Origin of the sequence: Aeromonas sp. 102P, from assembly GCF_051920345.1 — a bacterium.
Classification (GTDB): Bacteria; Pseudomonadota; Gammaproteobacteria; order Enterobacterales; family Aeromonadaceae; genus Aeromonas; species Aeromonas veronii.
This window is the reverse complement of record NZ_JBQBCZ010000001.1, coordinates 320001-337442: the sequence shown is the minus strand read 5'-3', so window position 1 is coordinate 337442 and position 17442 is coordinate 320001. Positions and strand designations below refer to the sequence as shown.

Sequence of the window (17442 nt, the reverse complement as noted above, 5' to 3'; positions counted from 1 at the left end):
GCGCAGTGACTTGATGGCCTTCACGCTCTGATCATGGGTAATAACCGGTAACATATTTGTGCTTTGCTCCCGCTATATCCCCCCCTAGTATTGGGGGCAGCTAAAGAATGAAGAGGCAAAGCAATGAGTCAGCAGCAATACAAGGTCCTGGTCGTGGACGATGACCTGAAATTACGTTCCCTGTTGGAACGCTATCTCACCGAGCAGGGATTCGTAGTGCGCGGTGTGGCCAATGGCGAGCAGGCCGATCGCTTGCTGACTCGTGAAAACTTCAGCCTGATGGTGCTCGACCTGATGTTGCCGGGGGAGGATGGGCTCTCCATCTGCCGTCGTCTGCGGGAAGCGGGCAACCAGATCCCGGTGCTGATGCTCACTGCCAAGGGGGATGAAGTGGATCGCATCGTCGGGCTCGAGATGGGGGCTGATGACTATCTGCCCAAGCCGTTTAACCCCCGCGAACTGCTGGCGCGGATCCGTGCCGTGCTGCGCCGCCATACCGTCGAGCTGCCGGGGGCACCCTCTGCTGCAGAGAAAGTGGTCAACTTCGGTGCCTTCCAGCTCAATCTGGCGACCCGCGAGCTGAGCCGGGATGGTGAGCCGATGGCGCTCACCAGCGGTGAATTTGCGGTGCTCAAAGTGCTGGTCAGCCATCCGCGTGAACCGCTCTCCCGCGACAAGCTGATGAATCTGGCCCGTGGCCGCGAATACACCGCCACCGAGCGCAGCATCGACGTGCAGGTCTCTCGCCTGCGCCGCCTGCTGGAACAGGATCCGGCCCAGCCCCGCTACCTGCAGACCGTCTGGGGTCTGGGGTATGTGTTCGTGCCAGATGGTGACGGTGCATGAAAAAGGTCGGCAGCATGTTCTCGCGCATGCTCTGGTTTCTGGCTGCCGTTCTGGTGGTCTATCAAGCAGTCTCCTACGTCACCTTCTACAACTATCTGCTGGCGCCAACCGTCAAGCAGATCAGTCACTTGCTGGCCAATCAGGTCAAGCTGATCTTTCCGGTCAACACAGAACAACTGGCGCTGAGTGAAGATGCCGAGGCGCTGGTCTATGTGACGACCGGTACCGATATCTATACCCAGAGCGAGGCGGTGCAGCATGGCTTCAACGAGGCCAAGCCGTACCCCTATCTGGAGGAGAACATCAGCCGCGAGCTGGGTGGCCCGGCCAAGGTGCGGGTCGAGATCCAGGATCACTACATCATCTGGATCCAGCCGCCGCAGGCCAGCAAAATCTGGGTGCGGATCCCGCTGACCGAGATCGAAGATGACGATATCGAACCCCTTATCATCTATCTGAGCGTGCTGCTGGTGATCACCCTGTTTGCGGCCTGGCGCTTTGCCCGGCAGCTGGTGCGCCCGCTCGAAGATCTCGAGGCTGGTGCCGTTGCTGTTGCCAGGGGCCATTTCCCCGAGGCGCTGGGGGAGCTGGGATCACGGGAAGTGCGGCGACTGACCCGCACCTTCAACCACATGTCGCACTCCATCAAGAGCCTGATCGAAGAGCGTAACCTGATGATGGCGGGGGTTTCCCACGATCTGCGAACCCCGCTGACCCGCATCCGGCTGGCGACCGAGATGATGTCCTCCGGTGACGAGTACCTCAAGGAGAGCATCAACGCCGACATCGATGAGTCAAATGCCATCATCGATCAGTTCATTGATTACATCCGTCCGGATGAAGGCCAGGATCTGGAGCCTATCGACCTGACCCAACTGGTGCACGATACCTTGCTGATCTACTCGGAGCAGGGGTTGGAGGTCGATCTGGCGCTGCCGCAAGAGGCGGTGCGGGTGGCCTGCAATCCGGTCAGTATCCGGCGGGTGTTGAACAACCTATCAAGCAACTCGCAGCGTTACGGGGCGAGCCGCTTGCATGCTGAGCTCAAGGACGATGGGCACTGGGTGCGCCTGCGCCTATCCGATGATGGCCCCGGCATTCCGGAGCAGGACTACTCCCGGGTGCTCAAGCCGTTTACTCAGGGTAATGTGGCCCGGACCGTTGGCGGCAGTGGCTTGGGGTTGGCTATCGTGGCCAAGATAGTCGCCCAGCACCATGGCACTATCCGACTGGGAAGTTCGGATCTCGGCGGCTTGCTGGTCGAGATGCGGCTGCCGAAACATCAGCCACAGGAGTGGATGGATTGAGAGAAGGGCGTATCCGTTGATACGCCCTTCTGCATGGTCAGCTCTTGCTTTCGACTGATGCTCGATAGCGTTTGCCGTACTTGAGCTGCTGGATCAACAGGGCGGCAACGATGAGCGCCAACCCGATTGGGGTGGCTGGATGGATGGCTTCGCCTATCAACAGGTTGAGCAGCACCAGTGAGGCAAACGGCGAGATAAAGATGAGGTTGCTGATGGGGGCCGTGTTGGTGGCATGGCGCAGCGCCATCAGCCAGAGCACGAAACCGAAGCCCATTTCGAACAGTCCCACATAGATGGCTCCAGCCCATCCCTGCCAGGCGGTCATGGCAAAATCGGAGAGCAACCAGGTTGCAACGACGATAAAAGGCAGGCTGATCATAAAGCCGAGCAACAGGCTGACGATGGGATCGCCCTGATTGCGGGTGTTGAGGATCCAGTAGCTGGCCCAGATGAGGGTCGAGACCAGCGCCAGCGTCACGCCGAGGGGGCTGTCGAACTGGAGGCCGAATACATCCCCTCTGGTGGCGATCACCAGTGCGCCAAAGTAGCCGAGCACGATGGCGACGCCATCGCGCCGACGCAGCTTCTGGCCGAGGAAGGGGACGGCCAGCAGACTGAGGGTAATGGCCCAGGTGTAGTTGAGGGTCTGTGCCTGCTGGGCAGGCAGCAGGTCATAGGCCTTGAACAGCAACAGGTAATAGAGAAAGGGGTTCAGTACGCCCAGAGTCAGGTAGTAGAAAGGGCGGGCCTTGATGTAGCTCCCCAGCAGCGGCAGTTTGCCCTGTTTGGCGACGACGGCTGTCAGTGTGAGAGTCGAGGTGAAGGCGGCCACAAGCAACAGTTGCACAGGTTCGAAATAGGCGAGGGAGATCTTGAAGGCTGTGGCGACCGTCGACCAGAGGGCAACGGCGCAAAGGCCATACTGATAGGCTTTCTTTTGATCTTTGAGCATGGGATGTCGTTCCACTGACAGAGGCAAGCGCACAGTCTACCAGTCTGCTTGTAACATTGTCGTTACCTTGGTGTCGGCAGCAGAGTGTGTTGCCGCAGGCGAGATCCATCTGTCACATAAAACTGCGCATAATCTGTTCTCTCTCCCTTGCGCAAATTTGAAAAATCCGTATAATCCCCTCCGCTTACCCATGAGGTAAGCCAGACGATACGTCTGCTGCTGAGTTTCCTGTTTACAGGAGCCAGCCATACAGTCCTCCCGATATGGGGGGAAACGTGAAAAATCACACCTCTGGCGGGAGAAGTCTCGGTCGGGCGGTGTTGATTTATGTTCTTTTATCTATTGGAGCTCTGTCAATGCAGAACCAAAGAATCCGTATCCGCCTGAAGGCTTTTGATCATCGCCTGATTGATCAATCCACTGCGGAAATCGTTGAAACTGCTAAGCGCACTGGCGCGCAGGTTCGCGGTCCTATTCCGCTGCCGACTCGCAAAGAGCGCTTCACCGTCCTGATCTCCCCGCACGTCAACAAAGATGCGCGTGATCAGTACGAGATCCGCACTCACAAGCGTCTGGTAGACATCGTTGAGCCGACTGACAAGACCGTAGACGCCCTGATGCGTCTGGATCTGGCAGCTGGTGTAGACGTCCAGATCAGCCTGGGTTAATTACGGAAAGAGGTTGATAACAATGACAATCGGTCTTGTAGGTCGCAAAGTGGGTATGACTCGCATCTTCACTGAAGATGGCGTTTCTATCCCGGTGACTGTTATCGAAGTTGAAGCTAACCGTGTAACTCAGGTCAAATCTGTAGAAACCGACGGCTACAACGCTATTCAGGTTACCACTGGCGCCAAGAAAGCCAGCCGTGTGACCAAGCCGGAAGCTGGCCACTTCGCCAAAGCTGGTGTAGAAGCCGGTCGCGGTCTGTGGGAATTCCGTCTGAACAACGGTGAAACTTTCACTGTTGGTAGCGAGCTGAAAGTAGATCTTCTCGCTGACGTTAAGCTGGTAGACGTTACCGGCACATCCAAAGGTAAGGGCTTTGCTGGTACTGTTAAGCGCCACAACTTCCGCACCCAGGATATGACCCACGGTAACTCCTTGTCTCACCGCGTTCCGGGTTCTATCGGTCAGAACCAGACTCCGGGTCGTGTATTCAAGGGCAAAAAGATGGCTGGTCACATGGGTGCTGAGCGTGTAACGACTCAGAACCTGGAACTGGTTCGTGTTGACGCTGAACGCAACCTGCTGCTCATCAAAGGTGCAGTACCGGGTGCAACCAACGGCAACGTGATCGTCAAACCTGCCGTCAAAGCGTAACGTCTGAGGAGATAGTAATGGAATTGGTAATGAAAGACGCCAAGAGCGCTCTTGAAGTTTCCGAGACTACCTTCGGGCGCGAATTCAACGAAGCTCTGGTTCACCAGGTCGTCGTTGCATATGCCGCTGGTGCCCGTCAGGGTACTCGTGCGCAGCTGACTCGCTCTGAAGTGTCTGGTGGCGGCAAAAAGCCGTGGCGTCAGAAGGGTACTGGTCGTGCCCGTGCTGGCTCCATCCGTTCGCCCATCTGGCGTTCCGGTGGTGTGACTTTTGCTGCTAAGCCGCAAGATCACAGCCAGAAAGTAAACAAGAAGATGTACCGCGGCGCTATCCGTAGCATTCTGTCCGAGCTGGTACGTCAAGAGCGCCTGATCGTTGTTGAGAAGTTCGGCATCGAAGCTCCGAAGACCAAAGAACTGATCGCCAAGCTGAAAGAAATGGAACTGACTGACGTTCTGATCGTGACTGCTGAAGTCGATGAGAACCTGTTCCTGGCTGCTCGCAACCTGTACAAAGTTGACGTGCGTGACGTTGCCGGTATCGACCCGGTCAGCCTGATCGCTTTCGACAAGGTTCTGATGACTGCTGACGCAGTTAAGCAAATCGAGGAGATGCTGGCATGATCCGTGAAGAGCGTCTGCTGAAAGTTCTGAAGGCTCCGCACATCTCTGAAAAGAGCACCATGGTTGCAGAAAAGCAGAACACTATCGTGTTCAAAGTTGCTGTTGATGCTACCAAGGCGGAAGTCAAAGCTGCAGTTGCGAAACTGTTCGAGGTCGAAGTTGAGACCGTCCGTACCCTGAACATGAAGGGTAAGACCAAGCGCGCAGGTGCACGCGTAGGCCGTCGTTCCGATTGGAAAAAGGCTTATGTGACCCTGAAAGCTGGTCAGGACATCGACTTCATGGGCGCAGCCGAGTAAGAGGAGTTCTCAAAAATGGCAATCGTTAAGTGCAAGCCTACTTCTCCGGGCCGCCGCCACGTCGTCAAGATCGTCAATCAAGAGCTGTACAAGGGCAAGCCCTTCGCCGCTCTGCTGGACAGCAAAAGCAAGTCCGGTGGTCGTAACAACAACGGCCGTATCACTACCCGTCATATCGGTGGTGGTCACAAGCAGCACTACCGTATCGTCGACTTCAAGCGCGACAAAGACGGTATCCCGGCTAAAGTAGAGCGCCTGGAATACGATCCGAACCGTACCGCTAACATCGCTCTGGTGTTGTATGCAGACGGTGAGCGTCGTTACATCCTGGCTCCGAAAGGCCTGAAAGCTGGTGACGCGATCGCTTCTGGTGCTGATGCAGCCATCAAGGTAGGTAACGCCCTGCCGATGCGCAACATCCCGGTTGGTTCTACCGTTCACGCTGTAGAGATGAAACCTGGTAAAGGTGCCCAGCTGGCTCGTTCCGCTGGTACTTTCATCCAGATCCTGGCTCGTGAAGGTAACTATGTAACTCTGCGTCTGCGTTCCGGCGAAGTACGTAAAGTTCTGGCCGAGTGCCGCGCTACCATCGGTGAAGTCGGTAACTCCGAGCACATGTTGCGTCAACTGGGTAAAGCCGGTGCAAACCGCTGGCGTGGTATTCGTCCGACCGTTCGCGGTATGGCGATGAACCCGGTTGACCACCCGCACGGTGGTGGTGAGGGTCGTAACAAGGGCATGCAGCCTGTGTCCCCATGGGGCCAGAAGGCTAAAGGCTTCAAGACCCGTAAGAACAAGCGTACCGACAAGTACATCGTACGTCGTCGTAACAAGTAATTGTTAACATAGAGGAATCACCATGCCACGTTCTCTCAAGAAGGGTCCATTTATTGACCTGCACTTGCTGAAGAAGGTAGAGAAAGCGGTGGAAAGCGGGGATAAAAAGCCGGTTAAAACCTGGTCCCGTCGTTCAATGATCATCCCGAACATGATCGGTTTGACCATCGCTGTCCATAATGGTCGTCAGCACGTTCCGGTTTTCGTTACCGAAGAAATGATCGGTCACAAACTGGGTGAATTCGCACCGACTCGTACTTATCGCGGCCATGCTGCTGATAAGAAGGCTAAGAAGCGCTAAGGGATAAATGATGGAAGCTATCGCTAAACACCGTTATGCCCGTACTTCTGCCCAGAAAGCTCGTCTGGTAGCCGATCAAGTACGTGGTCTGTCCGTAGACAAGGCTCTGAATATCCTGACCTTCAGCCCGAAAAAGGCTGCAGTGCTGGTTAAGAAAGTGCTGGAATCTGCCATTGCAAACGCTGAGCACAACGAAGGCGCCGATATCGACGCGCTGCGTGTTGCTACTATCATGGTCGACGAAGGTCCCTCCATGAAGCGCATCCGTCCGCGTGCCAAAGGTCGTGCGGATCGTATCCTCAAGCGTACCGCTCACATCACTGTAGTGGTATCCGACGCTAAGGCTGGGAGATAAGCAATGGGTCAGAAAGTACATCCTAATGGCATTCGCCTGGGTATTACCAAGCCTTGGAATTCTACCTGGTTCGCGAACACCAAAGACTTCGCTGACAACCTGTACAGCGATTTTCAAGTACGCCAGTTCCTGACCAAGGAACTGAAAAACGCGTCCTTGTCCAAGATCACCATTGAGCGTCCGGCCAAGAGCATCCGTGTGACCATTCACACCGCTCGTCCGGGTGTTGTAATCGGTAAGAAAGGCGAAGACGTTGAGAAGCTGCGCAAAGCTGTAGCCACTATTGCTGGCGTGCCTGCTCAGATCAACATTTCCGAAGTCCGCAAGCCGGAGCTGGATGGCAAACTCGTTGCCGACAGCATCACTTCCCAGCTGGAGCGTCGTGTAATGTTCCGTCGTGCTATGAAGCGCGCCGTACAGAACGCAATGCGCCTGGGTGCCAAGGGCATCAAAGTGGAAGTTTCCGGTCGTCTGGGCGGCGCTGAAATCGCGCGTACCGAATGGTACCGTGAAGGTCGTGTGCCGTTGCACACCCTGCGTGCCGACATCGACTACGCAACTTCTGAAGCCCACACCACTTACGGTGTGATCGGCGTTAAAGTTTGGATCTTCAAGGGCGAAGTTCTGGGCGGTCTGGCTGCTGTTAACGCTGCCGCTGCTCAAGAGCAAGCTCCTGCAAAGCCCAAGCGTGACAACAAGCGCCGCGCTGCTAAGTAAGGAGATTCGGTAAATGTTGCAACCTAAGCGTACTAAATTCCGCAAGACCCACAAGGGTCGTAACCGCGGTCTGGCCACCTCTGGTAACGAAGTATCCTTCGGTACCTTTGGCCTGAAGGCGACATCCCGTGGTCAACTGACTGCTCGTCAAATCGAAGCAGCCCGTCGTGCCATGACCCGTCACGTTAAGCGTCAAGGTAAGATCTGGATCCGTGTGTTCCCGGACAAGCCCATCACCGAAAAGCCCCTCGAAGTTCGTATGGGTAAAGGTAAGGGTAACGTGGAATACTGGGTTTGCCCGATCCAGCCTGGCAAGGTTCTGTACGAGATGGACGGTGTACCTGAGGCTCTGGCGCGTGAAGCGTTTGCCCTGGCCGCAGCTAAGCTGTCTGTTCAGACCACTTTCGTAATTAAGACGGTGATGTGATGAAAGCCCAAGATCTGCGTCAAAAGAGCGTCGAAGAACTGAACCAGGAGCTGCTGGGCCTGCTGCGTGAGCAATTCAACATGCGCATGCAAGCGTCCACCGGCCAGCTGGCTCAGACTCACACTCTGAAACAAGTGCGTCGTGACGTCGCACGTATCAAGACTGTACTGACTGAGAAGGCAGGTGCGTAATGACTGACAAGATCCGTACTCTGCAAGGTCGTGTAATCAGCGACAAGATGGACAAATCCATCACTGTTGCTATCGAGCGCAAGGTAAAGCACCCGATCTACGGTAAGATCATCAAGCGCACTACCAAGCTGCACGTGCATGACGAAAACAACGAGTGCAAAGCTGGCGACCTCGTGGAAATCCGCGAATGCCGCCCGCTGTCCAAGACCAAGTCCTGGACCCTGGTTGCCGTTGTAGAAAAGGCCTAATCGGTACTTTGTAGTCCAAGCGGCCCCTTTCAGGGGCCGTTTGTTTTTTAGGCTACCTTTTCTGAAAATCCTGTGTTATAGTTTCGCGCCTTTTGAAGGCAGCCAGATCCCATTAGGGATAAGAAGTAAACAAAGCGGAGCACTAAGATGATCCAGATGCAAAGTATGCTGGGTGTTGCCGACAACTCCGGCGCTCGCAGTGTAATGTGTATTAAGGTTCTGGGTGGCTCGCACCGCCGTTACGCCGGCATCGGCGACATCATCAAGGTTTCCATCAAGGAAGCCATTCCTCGCGGTAAAGTGAAGAAAGGTGATGTGTATAACGCGGTGGTCGTACGCACCCGTAAAGGCGTTCGTCGTCCGGACGGCTCTGTCATCCGTTTCGACAACAATGCGGCTGTGTTGCTTAACAACAACCAACAGCCAATCGGTACTCGTATTTTTGGCCCGGTGACCCGTGAACTGCGTAATGAGAAGTTCATGAAGATTGTGTCCCTGGCACCCGAAGTACTGTAAGGAGTCGAACGATGGCAGCTAAAATCCGTCGCGAAGACGAAGTGATTGTTCTTACCGGCAAAGACAAGGGCAAGCGTGGCAAAGTCACTCAAGTCCTGATTGCAAAAGGTAAGGTAATCGTGGAAGGCATCAACCAGGTGAAGAAACACCAGAAGCCGGTACCCGCACTGGGTCAGGCTGGCGGTATCGTCACCAAAGAAGCCCCCATCGATGTATCAAACGTAGCGCTGTTCAACTCTGCCACTGGCAAAGCTGACCGCGTTGGTTTCCGGATTGAAGACGGCAAAAAAGTCCGTTTCTTCAAATCCACCGGCGAACTTGTGAAGTAATTGGAGTTTAACGATGGCGAAACTGCATGATTACTACAAATCCGATGTAGTAAATGAACTGTCCAAGCAGTTCGGTTACAAGACTATCATGCAAGTCCCTCGGATCGAGAAAATCACCCTGAACATGGGTGTTGGTGAAGCGATCTCTGACAAGAAATTGCTGGAAAATGCTGCTGCCGATATGGCTGCCATTTCCGGTCAGAAGCCGCTGATCACCAAAGCTCGCAAATCTGTTGCGGGCTTCAAGATTCGTGAAGGCTACCCGATAGGTTGTAAAGTAACCCTGCGTGGCGAGCGTATGTGGGAGTTCCTGGAACGGCTGATCTGCATCTCCGTACCGCGTATCCGTGACTTCCGTGGCCTGAACGCTAAAGCGTTCGACGGTCGTGGTAACTACTCCATGGGCGTGCGTGAGCAGATCATCTTCCCGGAAATCGACTATGACAAAGTCGATCGCGTCCGTGGTCTGGATATCACCATCACCACTTCCGCGAATACCGATGAAGAAGGCCGTGCTCTGCTGGCTGCCTTTAACTTCCCATTCCGCAAGTAAGGTTAGGGTTATGGCTAAAACATCCATGAAAGCGCGCGAAGCAAAGCGTGCCAAGCTGGTAGCCAAGTACGCGACCAAGCGTGCCGAGCTGAAAGCTATCATCGTTGACATGAACGCTTCTGAAGAAGCGCGTTGGGATGCTGTACTGCAACTGCAACAGCTGCCCCGTGATTCCAGTCCGTCCCGCCAGCGTAACCGTTGCAATATTACTGGTCGTCCGCACGGTTTCCTGCGCAAGTTTGGCCTGTCTCGCATCAAGGTGCGTGAGCATGCCATGAAGGGCGAAATTCCGGGCCTGAAGAAGGCTTCTTGGTAACGAATCTCGGGAGTTAGACTTATGAGCATGCAAGATCCGATCGCGGATATGCTGACCCGCATCCGTAACGGTCAGGCGGCGAGCAAAGTTGCGGTTTCCATGCCTTCTTCCAAGCTGAAAGTGGCTATCGCCAAAGTGCTGAAAGAAGAAGGTTACATCGCTGGCTACTCCGTAGCTGGTGACGTGAAGCCGGAACTGGAAATTGAACTGAAATATTTCCAGGGCAAGCCAGTTGTAGAACTGATCCAACGCGTAAGCCGTCCAGGCCTGCGTATTTACAAGCGCACTACTGATCTGCCGAAAGTTATGGGCGGTCTCGGTGTTGCTATCGTGTCCACGTCTAAAGGTGTGATGACTGACCGTGCTGCTCGCAAAGCAAGCATGGGCGGTGAGATCATCTGCTACGTCGCTTAATAGGAGGTAGGAAATGTCTCGTGTTGCTAAGGCACCCGTCACTATTCCTGCTGGCGTAGAGGTGACTCTGAACGGCCAGGAACTGACCATCAAAGGTGGTAAAGGTTCTCTGGTTCGCTCTATTCACGCCGGTGTAGAAGTGACCAAAGAAGACAATGTACTGAAGTTCGCCCCGCGCGGCAGCATCGCTGGTGCTGACGCTCAGGCCGGTACTGCCCGTGCATTGGTCAACAACATGGTAATCGGTGTTACCCAAGGCTTCGAGCGCAAGCTGCAGCTGGTTGGTGTAGGTTATAAAGCCTCCATCAAGGGCAATGCTGTTGCGCTGGCTCTGGGCTTCTCTCACCCGGTAGAGCATGCGCTGCCGGCTGGTGTGACCGCTGAGTGCCCGACAGCTACAGAAATCGTTCTGCGTGGCGTCGACAAGCAGCTGGTTGGCCAAGTCGCCGCCGATATCCGTGCTTACCGCGCTCCGGAGCCCTACAAGGGCAAGGGTGTACGCTATGCCAACGAGCAAGTGCGTACTAAAGAAGCTAAGAAGAAGTAAGGTAACACTATGGACAAGAAAGCAGCTCGTCTCCGTCGTGCTACTCGTGCTCGGAAAAAGATGCAGGAACTGGGAGCTACCCGTCTGGTTGTTCACCGTACCCCGCGTCATATCTATGCGCAGGTTATTGCAGCCAACGGTTCCGAAGTTCTGGCCTCTGCTTCCACAGTAGAGAAAGCCATCAGTGAAGCTCTGAAATACACCGGTAACGCAGATGCTGCTACCGCTGTAGGTAAGGCTATCGCTGAGCGTGCTATTGCCAAAGGCGTTCAGAACGTATCTTTCGATCGTTCCGGTTTCAAGTATCACGGTCGCATCGCTGCCCTGGCAGCTGCCGCACGTGACGCTGGTCTTCAGTTCTAAGCTAGGAGTCGAAGATGGCTAAAGTCGAATCTCAAGCCGGCGAACTGCAAGAAAAGCTCATTGCAGTAAACCGTGTTTCGAAAACTGTTAAAGGTGGTCGTATCATGTCCTTCACCGCGTTGACCGTGGTGGGTGATGGTAACGGCCGTGTAGGTTACGGTTACGGTAAAGCCCGTGAAGTTCCGGCTGCTATTCAAAAAGCAATGGAACAGGCTAAGCGTAACCTGAACAAGGTTGAGCTGAACAACGGCACTCTGCACCACCCGGTGCGTGGTGTTCACTCTGGCTCCACCGTGTTCATGAAGCCGGCCTCCCAAGGTACTGGTATCATTGCAGGCGGCGCTATGCGTGCTGTTCTGGAAGTTGCCGGTATCCACAACGTGCTGGCCAAGACCTACGGTTCCACCAACCCAATCAACGTTGTTCGCGCTACTGTAGACGCTCTGGTTCACGGTCAATCACCGGAACAGATCGCTGCCAAGCGTGGTCTGCGCGTTGAAGAAATTCTGGGGTAATGCGACATGGCTAACACTGTAAAAGTAACTCAAACTCGCAGCTCTATCGGCCGTCTGCCAAAGCACAAGGCGACTCTGCGTGGTCTGGGTCTGCGTCGCATTGGTCACACCGTTGAGCTGGAAGATACTCCTTGCGTACGCGGCATGATCAACCAGGTTTATTACATGGTTAAGGTGGAGGGCTAAGCATGCGTCTGAACACTCTGTCTCCGGCCGCTGGTTCCAAGCCTGAAAAACAACGTCGTGGTCGTGGTATCGGCTCCGGCCTGGGCAAGACTGGTGGTCGTGGTGTTAAAGGCCAAACCTCTCGTTCCGGTGGCGGTAAAGTCCGCAACGGTTTCGAAGGCGGCCAGATGCCTTTGAAAATCCGTCTGCCGAAGTTCGGTTTCTTCTCTCGCAAATCTTTGGTTTCTGCCGAAGTGCGTCTGAACGAAATCGCCCTGGTAGAAGGTGATGTGGTCGACCTGAGCACTCTGAAGCAAGCCGGTGTTGTTACTAAGAACATCGTGTTCGCTAAAGTTGTTCTGTCAGGCAACATTGACCGTGCTGTGACCGTTCGTGGTCTGTCCGTCACCAAAGGTGCACGCGCAGCCATCGAGGCCGCTGGCGGTAAAATCGAGGAATAATCAGTACAATGGCTAAGAAACCAGGATTGGATGTTAAAGCACAGGGTGGTCTGAGTGAACTGAAGAGCCGTCTGCTCTTCGTTCTCGGGGCGATTATCGTTTTCCGTGCAGGCTCTTATGTGCCGATTCCTGGTATTGACGCCGCCGTACTGGCCGAGTTGTTCCAGCAACAGAAGGGCACCATCATTGAGATGTTCAACATGTTCAGTGGTGGTGCACTCTCGCGTGCTTCTATTCTTGCGTTGGGGATCATGCCGTACATTTCGGCATCGATCATTATCCAGCTGCTGACAGTGGTTCACCCCGCTCTTGCTGAACTCAAGAAAGAAGGTGAATCCGGCCGTCGCAAGATTAGCCAATATACCCGTTGGGGCACGCTGGTTTTGGGAACTTTCCAGGCCATTGGTATTGCAACCGGTCTGCCGAATATGATGCATGGACTCGTGACTAATCCGGGTCTAGGCTTCTATTTCACAGCGGTTGTGAGTCTGGTCACCGGTACCATGTTTTTGATGTGGTTGGGTGAACAGATTACCGAGCGTGGGATTGGTAATGGTATCTCGTTGATTATTTTCACAGGTATCGTTGCTGGTCTGCCGCATGCCATTGGCGCTACGGCCGAACAGGCACGTCAAGGGGAATTGCACATCCTGCTGTTGTTGTTGCTGGGCTTGATTGTTTTCGCAGTGACTTACTTTGTGGTGTTCGTGGAGCGTGGTCAGCGTCGTATCGTCGTTAACTATGCCAAGCGTCAACAAGGCCGCCAGGTATTTGCCGCGCAAAGCACACACCTGCCGTTGAAAGTGAATATGGCTGGTGTGATTCCTGCGATTTTCGCATCCAGTATCATCCTCTTCCCGGGGACCATTACCTCTTGGTTTGGTCAGGGCGAGGGTAAAGTAGCTGATATCCTGCAACAGGTCTCTATGGTCCTGCAGCCGGGTCAACCGCTTTACGAGATGCTGTATGCAGCAGCCATTATCTTCTTCTGCTTCTTCTATACCGCGCTGGTGTTCAACCCCCGCGAGACAGCAGATAATCTGAAGAAGAGTGGAGCCTTTATCCCGGGGATTCGCCCGGGCGAGCAGACAGCACGTTACATCGATAAGGTTATGACTCGCCTGACATTGGCAGGTGCGCTCTATATAACCTTTATCTGTCTGGTACCCCAGTTCTTGATGACTGCCTGGAACGTACAGTTCTACTTCGGTGGCACTTCGCTGCTGATTATCGTGGTAGTTATCATGGACTTCATGGCTCAGGTACAAACCCATATGATGTCTCATCAATATGGCGACGTCCTGAGGAAGGCCAACCTGAAGGGCTACGGCCGCTAAAGGTCGGCGTAGTTACGGAGTTAAGCAATGAAAGTTCGTGCTTCCGTTAAGGCAATCTGCCGTAACTGCAAAATCATCAAGCGTCACGGTGTGGTGCGTGTGATTTGCAGCGAGCCAAAGCATAAACAGCGCCAAGGCTAATTTTTTACGGTTAGTACTTGCAACAAATAGTTGTGCTGGCTAATATAGCCAGCCAACTTTTGTTGTGTATTGGTTGACCGCCACGTATCCGCTCACGGGCTTTGTGGTGGTCGTAATCTACTATATGTAGGAGTGAATAGTGGCCCGTATCGCTGGCATTAACATTCCTGACCATAAGCATGCAGTCATCGCTTTGACTGCTATTTATGGCGTCGGTCGTACCCGCTCCAAGGCCATCTGTGCCGCAGCCGGTATCGCTGAGAATGTGAAAATTAAAGACCTGGACGAAGCTCAGATCGAGAGTCTGCGTGAACAAGTAGGTAAATTCACCGTTGAAGGTGACCTGCGTCGTCAGATTTCCATGAACATCAAGCGATTGATGGATCTGGGTTGCTACCGTGGTTTGCGTCACCGTCGTAGCCTGCCTGTTCGTGGTCAACGTACCAAGACCAACGCTCGTACCCGTAAGGGTCCGCGCAAGGCTATCAAGAAGTAACGGGAAGGTAGAAAATGGCTAAAACTCCGACTCGTGCTCGCAAGCGCGTTAAAAAGCAAGTGAGCGACGGTATTGCGCACGTTCATGCATCTTTCAACAACACAATCGTGACCATTACTGACCGTCAGGGCAATGCTCTGTCTTGGGCTACTTCTGGTGGTTCCGGTTTCCGTGGTTCTCGTAAGTCCACCCCGTTCGCTGCTCAGGTAGCTGCCGAGCGCGCTGGTGAGATGGCCAAAGAATATGGCGTCAAGAACCTGGAAGTCATGGTCAAAGGTCCGGGTCCCGGTCGTGAGTCTTCCATCCGCGCCCTGAACGCGGCTGGTTTCCGCATCACTAACATTACTGATGTGACTCCGATCCCGCACAACGGTTGTCGTCCTCCCAAGAAGCGCCGCGTATAACGCTGTAGCTACTTGGTCTAGGATTGTTGGAGAAAGAAGATGGCAAGATATATCGGTCCTAAGCTTAAGCTTAGCCGTCGTGAGGGCACCGACCTCTTCCTGAAGTCAGGTGTTCGTGCGATTGATTCTAAGTGCAAGATTGACACCGCCCCTGGTCAGCACGGTGCGCGTAAAGCGCGTCTGTCCGACTACGGTGTTCAGCTGCGCGAGAAACAAAAAGTTCGTCGTATCTACGGCGTATTGGAAAAACAGTTCCGCAACTACTACCGCGACGCTGCCCGTCAAAAGGGTAACACCGGTGAAAACCTGTTGCAGCTGCTGGAAGGTCGTTTGGACAACGTTGTTTATCGTATGGGCTTCGGCGCTACCCGTGCTGAATCTCGTCAGCTGGTGAGCCACAAGGCCATCATGGTAAACGGTCGCGTTGTGAACATTCCTTCTTTCCAGGTTTCCCCTGAGGACGTGATCTGCGTTCGTGAGAAGGCTAAGAAGCAAGCGCGTATCAAAGCTTCCCTGGAAGTTGCTGGTCAGCGTGAGAAGCCGACTTGGGTAGAGGTTGACGCCGCTAAAATGGAAGGTGCTTTCAAGCGTCTGCCAGAGCGTTCCGACCTGTCTGCCGACATTAACGAACAGCTGATCGTCGAGCTTTACTCCAAGTAAAGCTAGCTTCTAAAGAGAGGACACAATGCTGGGTTCTGTAACAGATTTTCTTAAACCGCGGCTAGTTGACATCGAGCAAGTTAGCCCGACTCATGCGAAAGTGACTCTTGAGCCACTCGAGCGTGGCTTTGGTCACACGCTGGGCAACGCCCTGCGTCGTATTTTGCTGTCATCTATGCCCGGTTGTGCAGTTACTGAAGTCGAAATTGACGGGGTACTGCATGAGTACAGCAGCAAAGAAGGTGTACAGGAAGACATTCTTGAAATCCTGCTCAACCTGAAAGGTATCGCTGTGAAGCTGGAAGGCAAGGACGAGGTAACTCTGTCCCTGACCAAGTCTGGAACAGGCCCCGTTACCGCTGGTGATATCACTCACGGTGATGAAGTCGAGATCGTAAACCCGGAGCACGTAATCTGCCACCTGACTGGTGCCAATGCTGAAATCAGCATGCGCCTGAAAGTTCAGCGCGGTCGTGGTTATGTGCCTGCTTCTGCTCGTGTTCACAACGATGACGAAGAGCGCCCGATTGGTCGCCTGCTGCTGGACTCTGCGTTCAGCCCCATCGTTCGTATTGCCTACAATGTTGAGGCAGCACGTGTGGAACAGCGTACCGACTTGGACAAGCTGGTCATCGACATGGAGACCAATGGTACCCTGGATCCTGAAGAAGCCATCCGTCGTTCTGCCACTATTCTGGCCGAGCAACTGGAAGCCTTCGTGGATCTGCGCGATGTCAGCGTGCCCGAGAAGAAAGAAGAGAAACCCGAGTTTGATCCGATTCTGCTACGTCCTGTCGATGATTTGGAGCTGACAGTTCGTTCTGCGAACTGTCTGAAGGCAGAAGCTATCCACTATATTGGTGATCTGGTACAGCGTACCGAAGTTGAGTTGCTTAAGACTCCTAACCTCGGTAAGAAGTCCCTGACTGAGATCAAGGACGTGTTGGCCTCCCGTGGTCTGTCTCTTGGCATGCGCCTTGAGAACTGGCCGCCCGCCAGCATCGCTGACGAGTAATCCAGATTACGGGTTTCACAGATTTAGTTAGAAGGATAAGGTCATGCGCCATCGTTTGAGTGGTCGTCAACTGAACCGGAACAGCAGCCATCGTCAGGCAATGTTCCGCAACATGGCCAGCTCCCTGGTTCGTCATGAGATCATCAAGACGACTCTGCCTAAGGCAAAAGAGCTGCGTCGTGTAGTTGAACCGCTGATCACCCTTGCCAAGACTGATAGCGTTGCTAATCGTCGCCTGGCATTTGCCCGTACTCGCGATAACGCGATCGTGGCTAAGCTGTTCAATGAACTGGGCCCGCGCTACCTGGAGCGCGCCGGCGGTTATACTCGCATTCTGAAATGCGGTTTCCGTGCAGGCGACAACGCCCCTATGGCTTATATTGAGCTGGTAGACCGCCCGGCGGCTGCTGAAGCAGCTGCTGAGTGATAAAGAAAAAGCCGGGCTTGTCCCGGCTTTTCTTTTAATGAATTCTGATACTGCCTCAACTGCCTCAACTGCCTCAACTGCCTCAACTGCCTCAACTGCCTCAACTGCCTCAACTGCCTCAACTGCCTCAACTGCCTCAACTGCCTCAACTGCCTCAACTGCCTCAACTCATCATTCACCTCTTATTTTTCTATAGAAGTAAGCGCTGTTCCCAAGCCCTGCTGAACGGTGAATAGTTGGCTCACTTGGCGTGAGCATCGTCAGCCAGCTTGATATCGCCCTACATATACCCATTTGCCCAATTGCGGGCATTTTCCCTTGTAGGGTCTCAGTCGCAAGTCCATCTTGGCCTCCTTG

31 protein-coding genes and 1 pseudogene (1 of these 32 cut by a window edge) are annotated in these 17442 nt (G+C 54.1%); 30 read left to right on the top strand and 2 right to left on the bottom strand.

The features are described 5' to 3' along the window. Nucleotides 1–123: 123 nt before the first annotated feature. Both ompR and envZ read left to right on the top strand, forming a co-directional pair. Nucleotides 124–846: an osmolarity response regulator transcription factor OmpR gene (ompR, locus tag ACTG1K_RS01690; RefSeq protein ID WP_005340625.1), complete on the top strand. Its 723-nt coding sequence runs from the start codon at nt 124–126 to the stop codon at nt 844–846. Next, nucleotides 843–2153: a two-component system sensor histidine kinase EnvZ gene (gene envZ, locus ACTG1K_RS01685; protein WP_021230784.1), complete on the top strand. Its 1311-nt coding sequence runs from the start codon at nt 843–845 to the stop codon at nt 2151–2153. Before ompR ends, envZ begins: the two co-directional genes overlap by 4 nt. Nucleotides 2154–2190: 37 nt before the next feature. Here envZ and ACTG1K_RS01680 read toward each other — a convergent pair whose 3' ends face one another. Next, complete coding sequence (locus tag ACTG1K_RS01680) at nt 2191–3105, bottom strand: DMT family transporter (protein WP_440004739.1); 915 nt, start codon at nt 3103–3105, stop codon at nt 2191–2193. A gap of 356 nt (nt 3106–3461) precedes the next feature. On the opposite strand from ACTG1K_RS01680, the gene rpsJ reads away from it, so the two are divergent. The 28 genes from rpsJ (at nt 3462) to rplQ (ending at nt 17085) form a co-directional block, all read left to right on the top strand. After that, on the top strand, nt 3462–3773 hold the full coding sequence (gene rpsJ / locus ACTG1K_RS01675; protein ID WP_005307944.1) for a 30S ribosomal protein S10: 312 nt from the start codon (nt 3462–3464) through the stop codon (nt 3771–3773). A gap of 22 nt (nt 3774–3795) precedes the next feature. Beyond that, entirely contained in the window at nt 3796–4428 is a 633-nt protein-coding gene (rplC, locus tag ACTG1K_RS01670; protein ID WP_005340620.1) for a 50S ribosomal protein L3, read from the top strand. A gap of 17 nt (nt 4429–4445) precedes the next feature. Continuing rightward, nucleotides 4446–5051, top strand: coding sequence for a 50S ribosomal protein L4 (gene rplD, locus ACTG1K_RS01665; protein ID WP_005340616.1), 606 nt, complete (start codon nt 4446–4448; stop codon nt 5049–5051). Continuing rightward, entirely contained in the window at nt 5048–5350 is a 303-nt protein-coding gene (gene rplW / locus ACTG1K_RS01660) for a 50S ribosomal protein L23 (RefSeq protein ID WP_005307955.1), read from the top strand. The genes rplD and rplW overlap by 4 nt, the downstream gene beginning before the upstream one ends. A 15-nt stretch (nt 5351–5365) precedes the next feature. Beyond that, entirely contained in the window at nt 5366–6187 is an 822-nt protein-coding gene (gene rplB, locus ACTG1K_RS01655) for a 50S ribosomal protein L2 (RefSeq protein ID WP_005340614.1), read from the top strand. 22 nt (nt 6188–6209) lie between these two features. After that, complete coding sequence (rpsS, locus tag ACTG1K_RS01650) at nt 6210–6488, top strand: 30S ribosomal protein S19 (RefSeq protein ID WP_005307960.1); 279 nt, start codon at nt 6210–6212, stop codon at nt 6486–6488. Nucleotides 6489–6498: 10 nt separating this feature from the next. Then, a complete protein-coding gene (gene rplV, locus ACTG1K_RS01645; RefSeq protein ID WP_005319741.1) occupies nt 6499–6843 on the top strand; it encodes a 50S ribosomal protein L22 in 345 nt (114 codons plus the stop codon). Nucleotides 6844–6846: 3 nt separating this feature from the next. Continuing rightward, nucleotides 6847–7560 (top strand): 30S ribosomal protein S3, encoded by a 714-nt coding sequence (gene rpsC / locus ACTG1K_RS01640; RefSeq protein ID WP_005307962.1) that lies wholly within the window; start codon nt 6847–6849, stop codon nt 7558–7560. Between the two features lie 13 nt (nt 7561–7573). Beyond that, complete coding sequence (gene rplP, locus ACTG1K_RS01635) at nt 7574–7987, top strand: 50S ribosomal protein L16 (protein WP_005340612.1); 414 nt, start codon at nt 7574–7576, stop codon at nt 7985–7987. Further along, nucleotides 7987–8178, top strand: a complete 192-nt coding sequence (gene rpmC / locus ACTG1K_RS01630) for a 50S ribosomal protein L29 (protein ID WP_005307965.1) — start codon at nt 7987–7989, stop codon at nt 8176–8178. The genes rplP and rpmC overlap by 1 nt, the downstream gene beginning before the upstream one ends. Further along, nucleotides 8178–8426, top strand: a complete 249-nt coding sequence (gene rpsQ, locus ACTG1K_RS01625) for a 30S ribosomal protein S17 (RefSeq protein WP_005307966.1) — start codon at nt 8178–8180, stop codon at nt 8424–8426. Before rpmC ends, rpsQ begins: the two co-directional genes overlap by 1 nt. Nucleotides 8427–8573: 147 nt before the next feature. Beyond that, nucleotides 8574–8942, top strand: coding sequence for a 50S ribosomal protein L14 (gene rplN, locus ACTG1K_RS01620; RefSeq protein WP_005307975.1), 369 nt, complete (start codon nt 8574–8576; stop codon nt 8940–8942). Between the two features lie 11 nt (nt 8943–8953). Then, entirely contained in the window at nt 8954–9271 is a 318-nt protein-coding gene (rplX, locus tag ACTG1K_RS01615) for a 50S ribosomal protein L24 (protein ID WP_005307977.1), read from the top strand. A 13-nt stretch (nt 9272–9284) separates the two neighbouring features. Further along, nucleotides 9285–9824: a 50S ribosomal protein L5 gene (gene rplE, locus ACTG1K_RS01610; protein ID WP_005331162.1), complete on the top strand. Its 540-nt coding sequence runs from the start codon at nt 9285–9287 to the stop codon at nt 9822–9824. A gap of 10 nt (nt 9825–9834) precedes the next feature. Next, the gene (gene rpsN / locus ACTG1K_RS01605; protein ID WP_005340609.1) at nt 9835–10140 is read left to right on the top strand and encodes a 30S ribosomal protein S14; all 306 of its coding nucleotides are present in this window, start codon (nt 9835–9837) and stop codon (nt 10138–10140) included. A 21-nt stretch (nt 10141–10161) separates the two neighbouring features. Continuing rightward, nucleotides 10162–10554 carry a 30S ribosomal protein S8 gene (gene rpsH / locus ACTG1K_RS01600; RefSeq protein WP_005307980.1) on the top strand — a complete coding sequence of 131 codons (393 nt, stop codon included), beginning with the start codon at nt 10162–10164 and terminating at the stop codon, nt 10552–10554. Between the two features lie 13 nt (nt 10555–10567). Beyond that, on the top strand, nt 10568–11101 hold the full coding sequence (gene rplF, locus ACTG1K_RS01595) for a 50S ribosomal protein L6 (RefSeq protein WP_005340607.1): 534 nt from the start codon (nt 10568–10570) through the stop codon (nt 11099–11101). Nucleotides 11102–11110: 9 nt separating this feature from the next. Further along, nucleotides 11111–11464, top strand: coding sequence for a 50S ribosomal protein L18 (gene rplR, locus ACTG1K_RS01590; protein WP_005340606.1), 354 nt, complete (start codon nt 11111–11113; stop codon nt 11462–11464). A gap of 14 nt (nt 11465–11478) precedes the next feature. Continuing rightward, a complete protein-coding gene (rpsE, locus tag ACTG1K_RS01585) occupies nt 11479–11979 on the top strand; it encodes a 30S ribosomal protein S5 (protein ID WP_005340605.1) in 501 nt (166 codons plus the stop codon). A 6-nt stretch (nt 11980–11985) separates the two neighbouring features. Beyond that, entirely contained in the window at nt 11986–12165 is a 180-nt protein-coding gene (gene rpmD, locus ACTG1K_RS01580) for a 50S ribosomal protein L30 (protein WP_005307985.1), read from the top strand. A 2-nt stretch (nt 12166–12167) separates the two neighbouring features. Beyond that, entirely contained in the window at nt 12168–12605 is a 438-nt protein-coding gene (gene rplO, locus ACTG1K_RS01575; protein ID WP_005340604.1) for a 50S ribosomal protein L15, read from the top strand. 8 nt (nt 12606–12613) lie between these two features. Next, complete coding sequence (gene secY / locus ACTG1K_RS01570; RefSeq protein ID WP_005340602.1) at nt 12614–13942, top strand: preprotein translocase subunit SecY; 1329 nt, start codon at nt 12614–12616, stop codon at nt 13940–13942. A 27-nt stretch (nt 13943–13969) separates the two neighbouring features. Continuing rightward, nucleotides 13970–14083: a 50S ribosomal protein L36 gene (rpmJ, locus tag ACTG1K_RS01565; RefSeq protein ID WP_005319705.1), complete on the top strand. Its 114-nt coding sequence runs from the start codon at nt 13970–13972 to the stop codon at nt 14081–14083. 139 nt (nt 14084–14222) lie between these two features. Beyond that, nucleotides 14223–14579 carry a 30S ribosomal protein S13 gene (gene rpsM / locus ACTG1K_RS01560; RefSeq protein WP_005307991.1) on the top strand — a complete coding sequence of 119 codons (357 nt, stop codon included), beginning with the start codon at nt 14223–14225 and terminating at the stop codon, nt 14577–14579. A gap of 14 nt (nt 14580–14593) precedes the next feature. Then, nucleotides 14594–14983, top strand: a complete 390-nt coding sequence (rpsK, locus tag ACTG1K_RS01555; protein ID WP_005307993.1) for a 30S ribosomal protein S11 — start codon at nt 14594–14596, stop codon at nt 14981–14983. A 39-nt stretch (nt 14984–15022) separates the two neighbouring features. Further along, complete coding sequence (rpsD, locus tag ACTG1K_RS01550; RefSeq protein ID WP_005340600.1) at nt 15023–15643, top strand: 30S ribosomal protein S4; 621 nt, start codon at nt 15023–15025, stop codon at nt 15641–15643. A gap of 25 nt (nt 15644–15668) precedes the next feature. Beyond that, nucleotides 15669–16658 carry a DNA-directed RNA polymerase subunit alpha gene (locus ACTG1K_RS01545; RefSeq protein WP_005307997.1) on the top strand — a complete coding sequence of 330 codons (990 nt, stop codon included), beginning with the start codon at nt 15669–15671 and terminating at the stop codon, nt 16656–16658. A 43-nt stretch (nt 16659–16701) separates the two neighbouring features. Further along, nucleotides 16702–17085, top strand: a complete 384-nt coding sequence (gene rplQ, locus ACTG1K_RS01540; protein WP_005307999.1) for a 50S ribosomal protein L17 — start codon at nt 16702–16704, stop codon at nt 17083–17085. Between the two features lie 281 nt (nt 17086–17366). Here rplQ and ACTG1K_RS01535 read toward each other — a convergent pair. Then, nucleotides 17367–17442 (bottom strand): annotated as a pseudogene (locus ACTG1K_RS01535) (gamma carbonic anhydrase family protein); its annotated part runs 11 nt beyond the window's last position; the annotation flags it as partial.

Coding starts and splice junctions, on each gene's coding strand:
- ompR (WP_005340625.1), top strand. CDS start 124: ATGAGTCAGCAGCAATACAAGGTCCTGGTCGTGGACGATGACCTGAAA.
- envZ (WP_021230784.1), top strand. CDS start 843: ATGAAAAAGGTCGGCAGCATGTTCTCGCGCATGCTCTGGTTTCTGGCT.
- ACTG1K_RS01680 (WP_440004739.1), bottom strand. CDS start 3,105: ATGCTCAAAGATCAAAAGAAAGCCTATCAGTATGGCCTTTGCGCCGTT.
- rpsJ (WP_005307944.1), top strand. CDS start 3,462: ATGCAGAACCAAAGAATCCGTATCCGCCTGAAGGCTTTTGATCATCGC.
- rplC (WP_005340620.1), top strand. CDS start 3,796: ATGACAATCGGTCTTGTAGGTCGCAAAGTGGGTATGACTCGCATCTTC.
- rplD (WP_005340616.1), top strand. CDS start 4,446: ATGGAATTGGTAATGAAAGACGCCAAGAGCGCTCTTGAAGTTTCCGAG.
- rplW (WP_005307955.1), top strand. CDS start 5,048: ATGATCCGTGAAGAGCGTCTGCTGAAAGTTCTGAAGGCTCCGCACATC.
- rplB (WP_005340614.1), top strand. CDS start 5,366: ATGGCAATCGTTAAGTGCAAGCCTACTTCTCCGGGCCGCCGCCACGTC.
- rpsS (WP_005307960.1), top strand. CDS start 6,210: ATGCCACGTTCTCTCAAGAAGGGTCCATTTATTGACCTGCACTTGCTG.
- rplV (WP_005319741.1), top strand. CDS start 6,499: ATGGAAGCTATCGCTAAACACCGTTATGCCCGTACTTCTGCCCAGAAA.
- rpsC (WP_005307962.1), top strand. CDS start 6,847: ATGGGTCAGAAAGTACATCCTAATGGCATTCGCCTGGGTATTACCAAG.
- rplP (WP_005340612.1), top strand. CDS start 7,574: ATGTTGCAACCTAAGCGTACTAAATTCCGCAAGACCCACAAGGGTCGT.
- rpmC (WP_005307965.1), top strand. CDS start 7,987: ATGAAAGCCCAAGATCTGCGTCAAAAGAGCGTCGAAGAACTGAACCAG.
- rpsQ (WP_005307966.1), top strand. CDS start 8,178: ATGACTGACAAGATCCGTACTCTGCAAGGTCGTGTAATCAGCGACAAG.
- rplN (WP_005307975.1), top strand. CDS start 8,574: ATGATCCAGATGCAAAGTATGCTGGGTGTTGCCGACAACTCCGGCGCT.
- rplX (WP_005307977.1), top strand. CDS start 8,954: ATGGCAGCTAAAATCCGTCGCGAAGACGAAGTGATTGTTCTTACCGGC.
- rplE (WP_005331162.1), top strand. CDS start 9,285: ATGGCGAAACTGCATGATTACTACAAATCCGATGTAGTAAATGAACTG.
- rpsN (WP_005340609.1), top strand. CDS start 9,835: ATGGCTAAAACATCCATGAAAGCGCGCGAAGCAAAGCGTGCCAAGCTG.
- rpsH (WP_005307980.1), top strand. CDS start 10,162: ATGAGCATGCAAGATCCGATCGCGGATATGCTGACCCGCATCCGTAAC.
- rplF (WP_005340607.1), top strand. CDS start 10,568: ATGTCTCGTGTTGCTAAGGCACCCGTCACTATTCCTGCTGGCGTAGAG.
- rplR (WP_005340606.1), top strand. CDS start 11,111: ATGGACAAGAAAGCAGCTCGTCTCCGTCGTGCTACTCGTGCTCGGAAA.
- rpsE (WP_005340605.1), top strand. CDS start 11,479: ATGGCTAAAGTCGAATCTCAAGCCGGCGAACTGCAAGAAAAGCTCATT.
- rpmD (WP_005307985.1), top strand. CDS start 11,986: ATGGCTAACACTGTAAAAGTAACTCAAACTCGCAGCTCTATCGGCCGT.
- rplO (WP_005340604.1), top strand. CDS start 12,168: ATGCGTCTGAACACTCTGTCTCCGGCCGCTGGTTCCAAGCCTGAAAAA.
- secY (WP_005340602.1), top strand. CDS start 12,614: ATGGCTAAGAAACCAGGATTGGATGTTAAAGCACAGGGTGGTCTGAGT.
- rpmJ (WP_005319705.1), top strand. CDS start 13,970: ATGAAAGTTCGTGCTTCCGTTAAGGCAATCTGCCGTAACTGCAAAATC.
- rpsK (WP_005307993.1), top strand. CDS start 14,594: ATGGCTAAAACTCCGACTCGTGCTCGCAAGCGCGTTAAAAAGCAAGTG.
- rpsD (WP_005340600.1), top strand. CDS start 15,023: ATGGCAAGATATATCGGTCCTAAGCTTAAGCTTAGCCGTCGTGAGGGC.
- ACTG1K_RS01545 (WP_005307997.1), top strand. CDS start 15,669: ATGCTGGGTTCTGTAACAGATTTTCTTAAACCGCGGCTAGTTGACATC.
- rplQ (WP_005307999.1), top strand. CDS start 16,702: ATGCGCCATCGTTTGAGTGGTCGTCAACTGAACCGGAACAGCAGCCAT.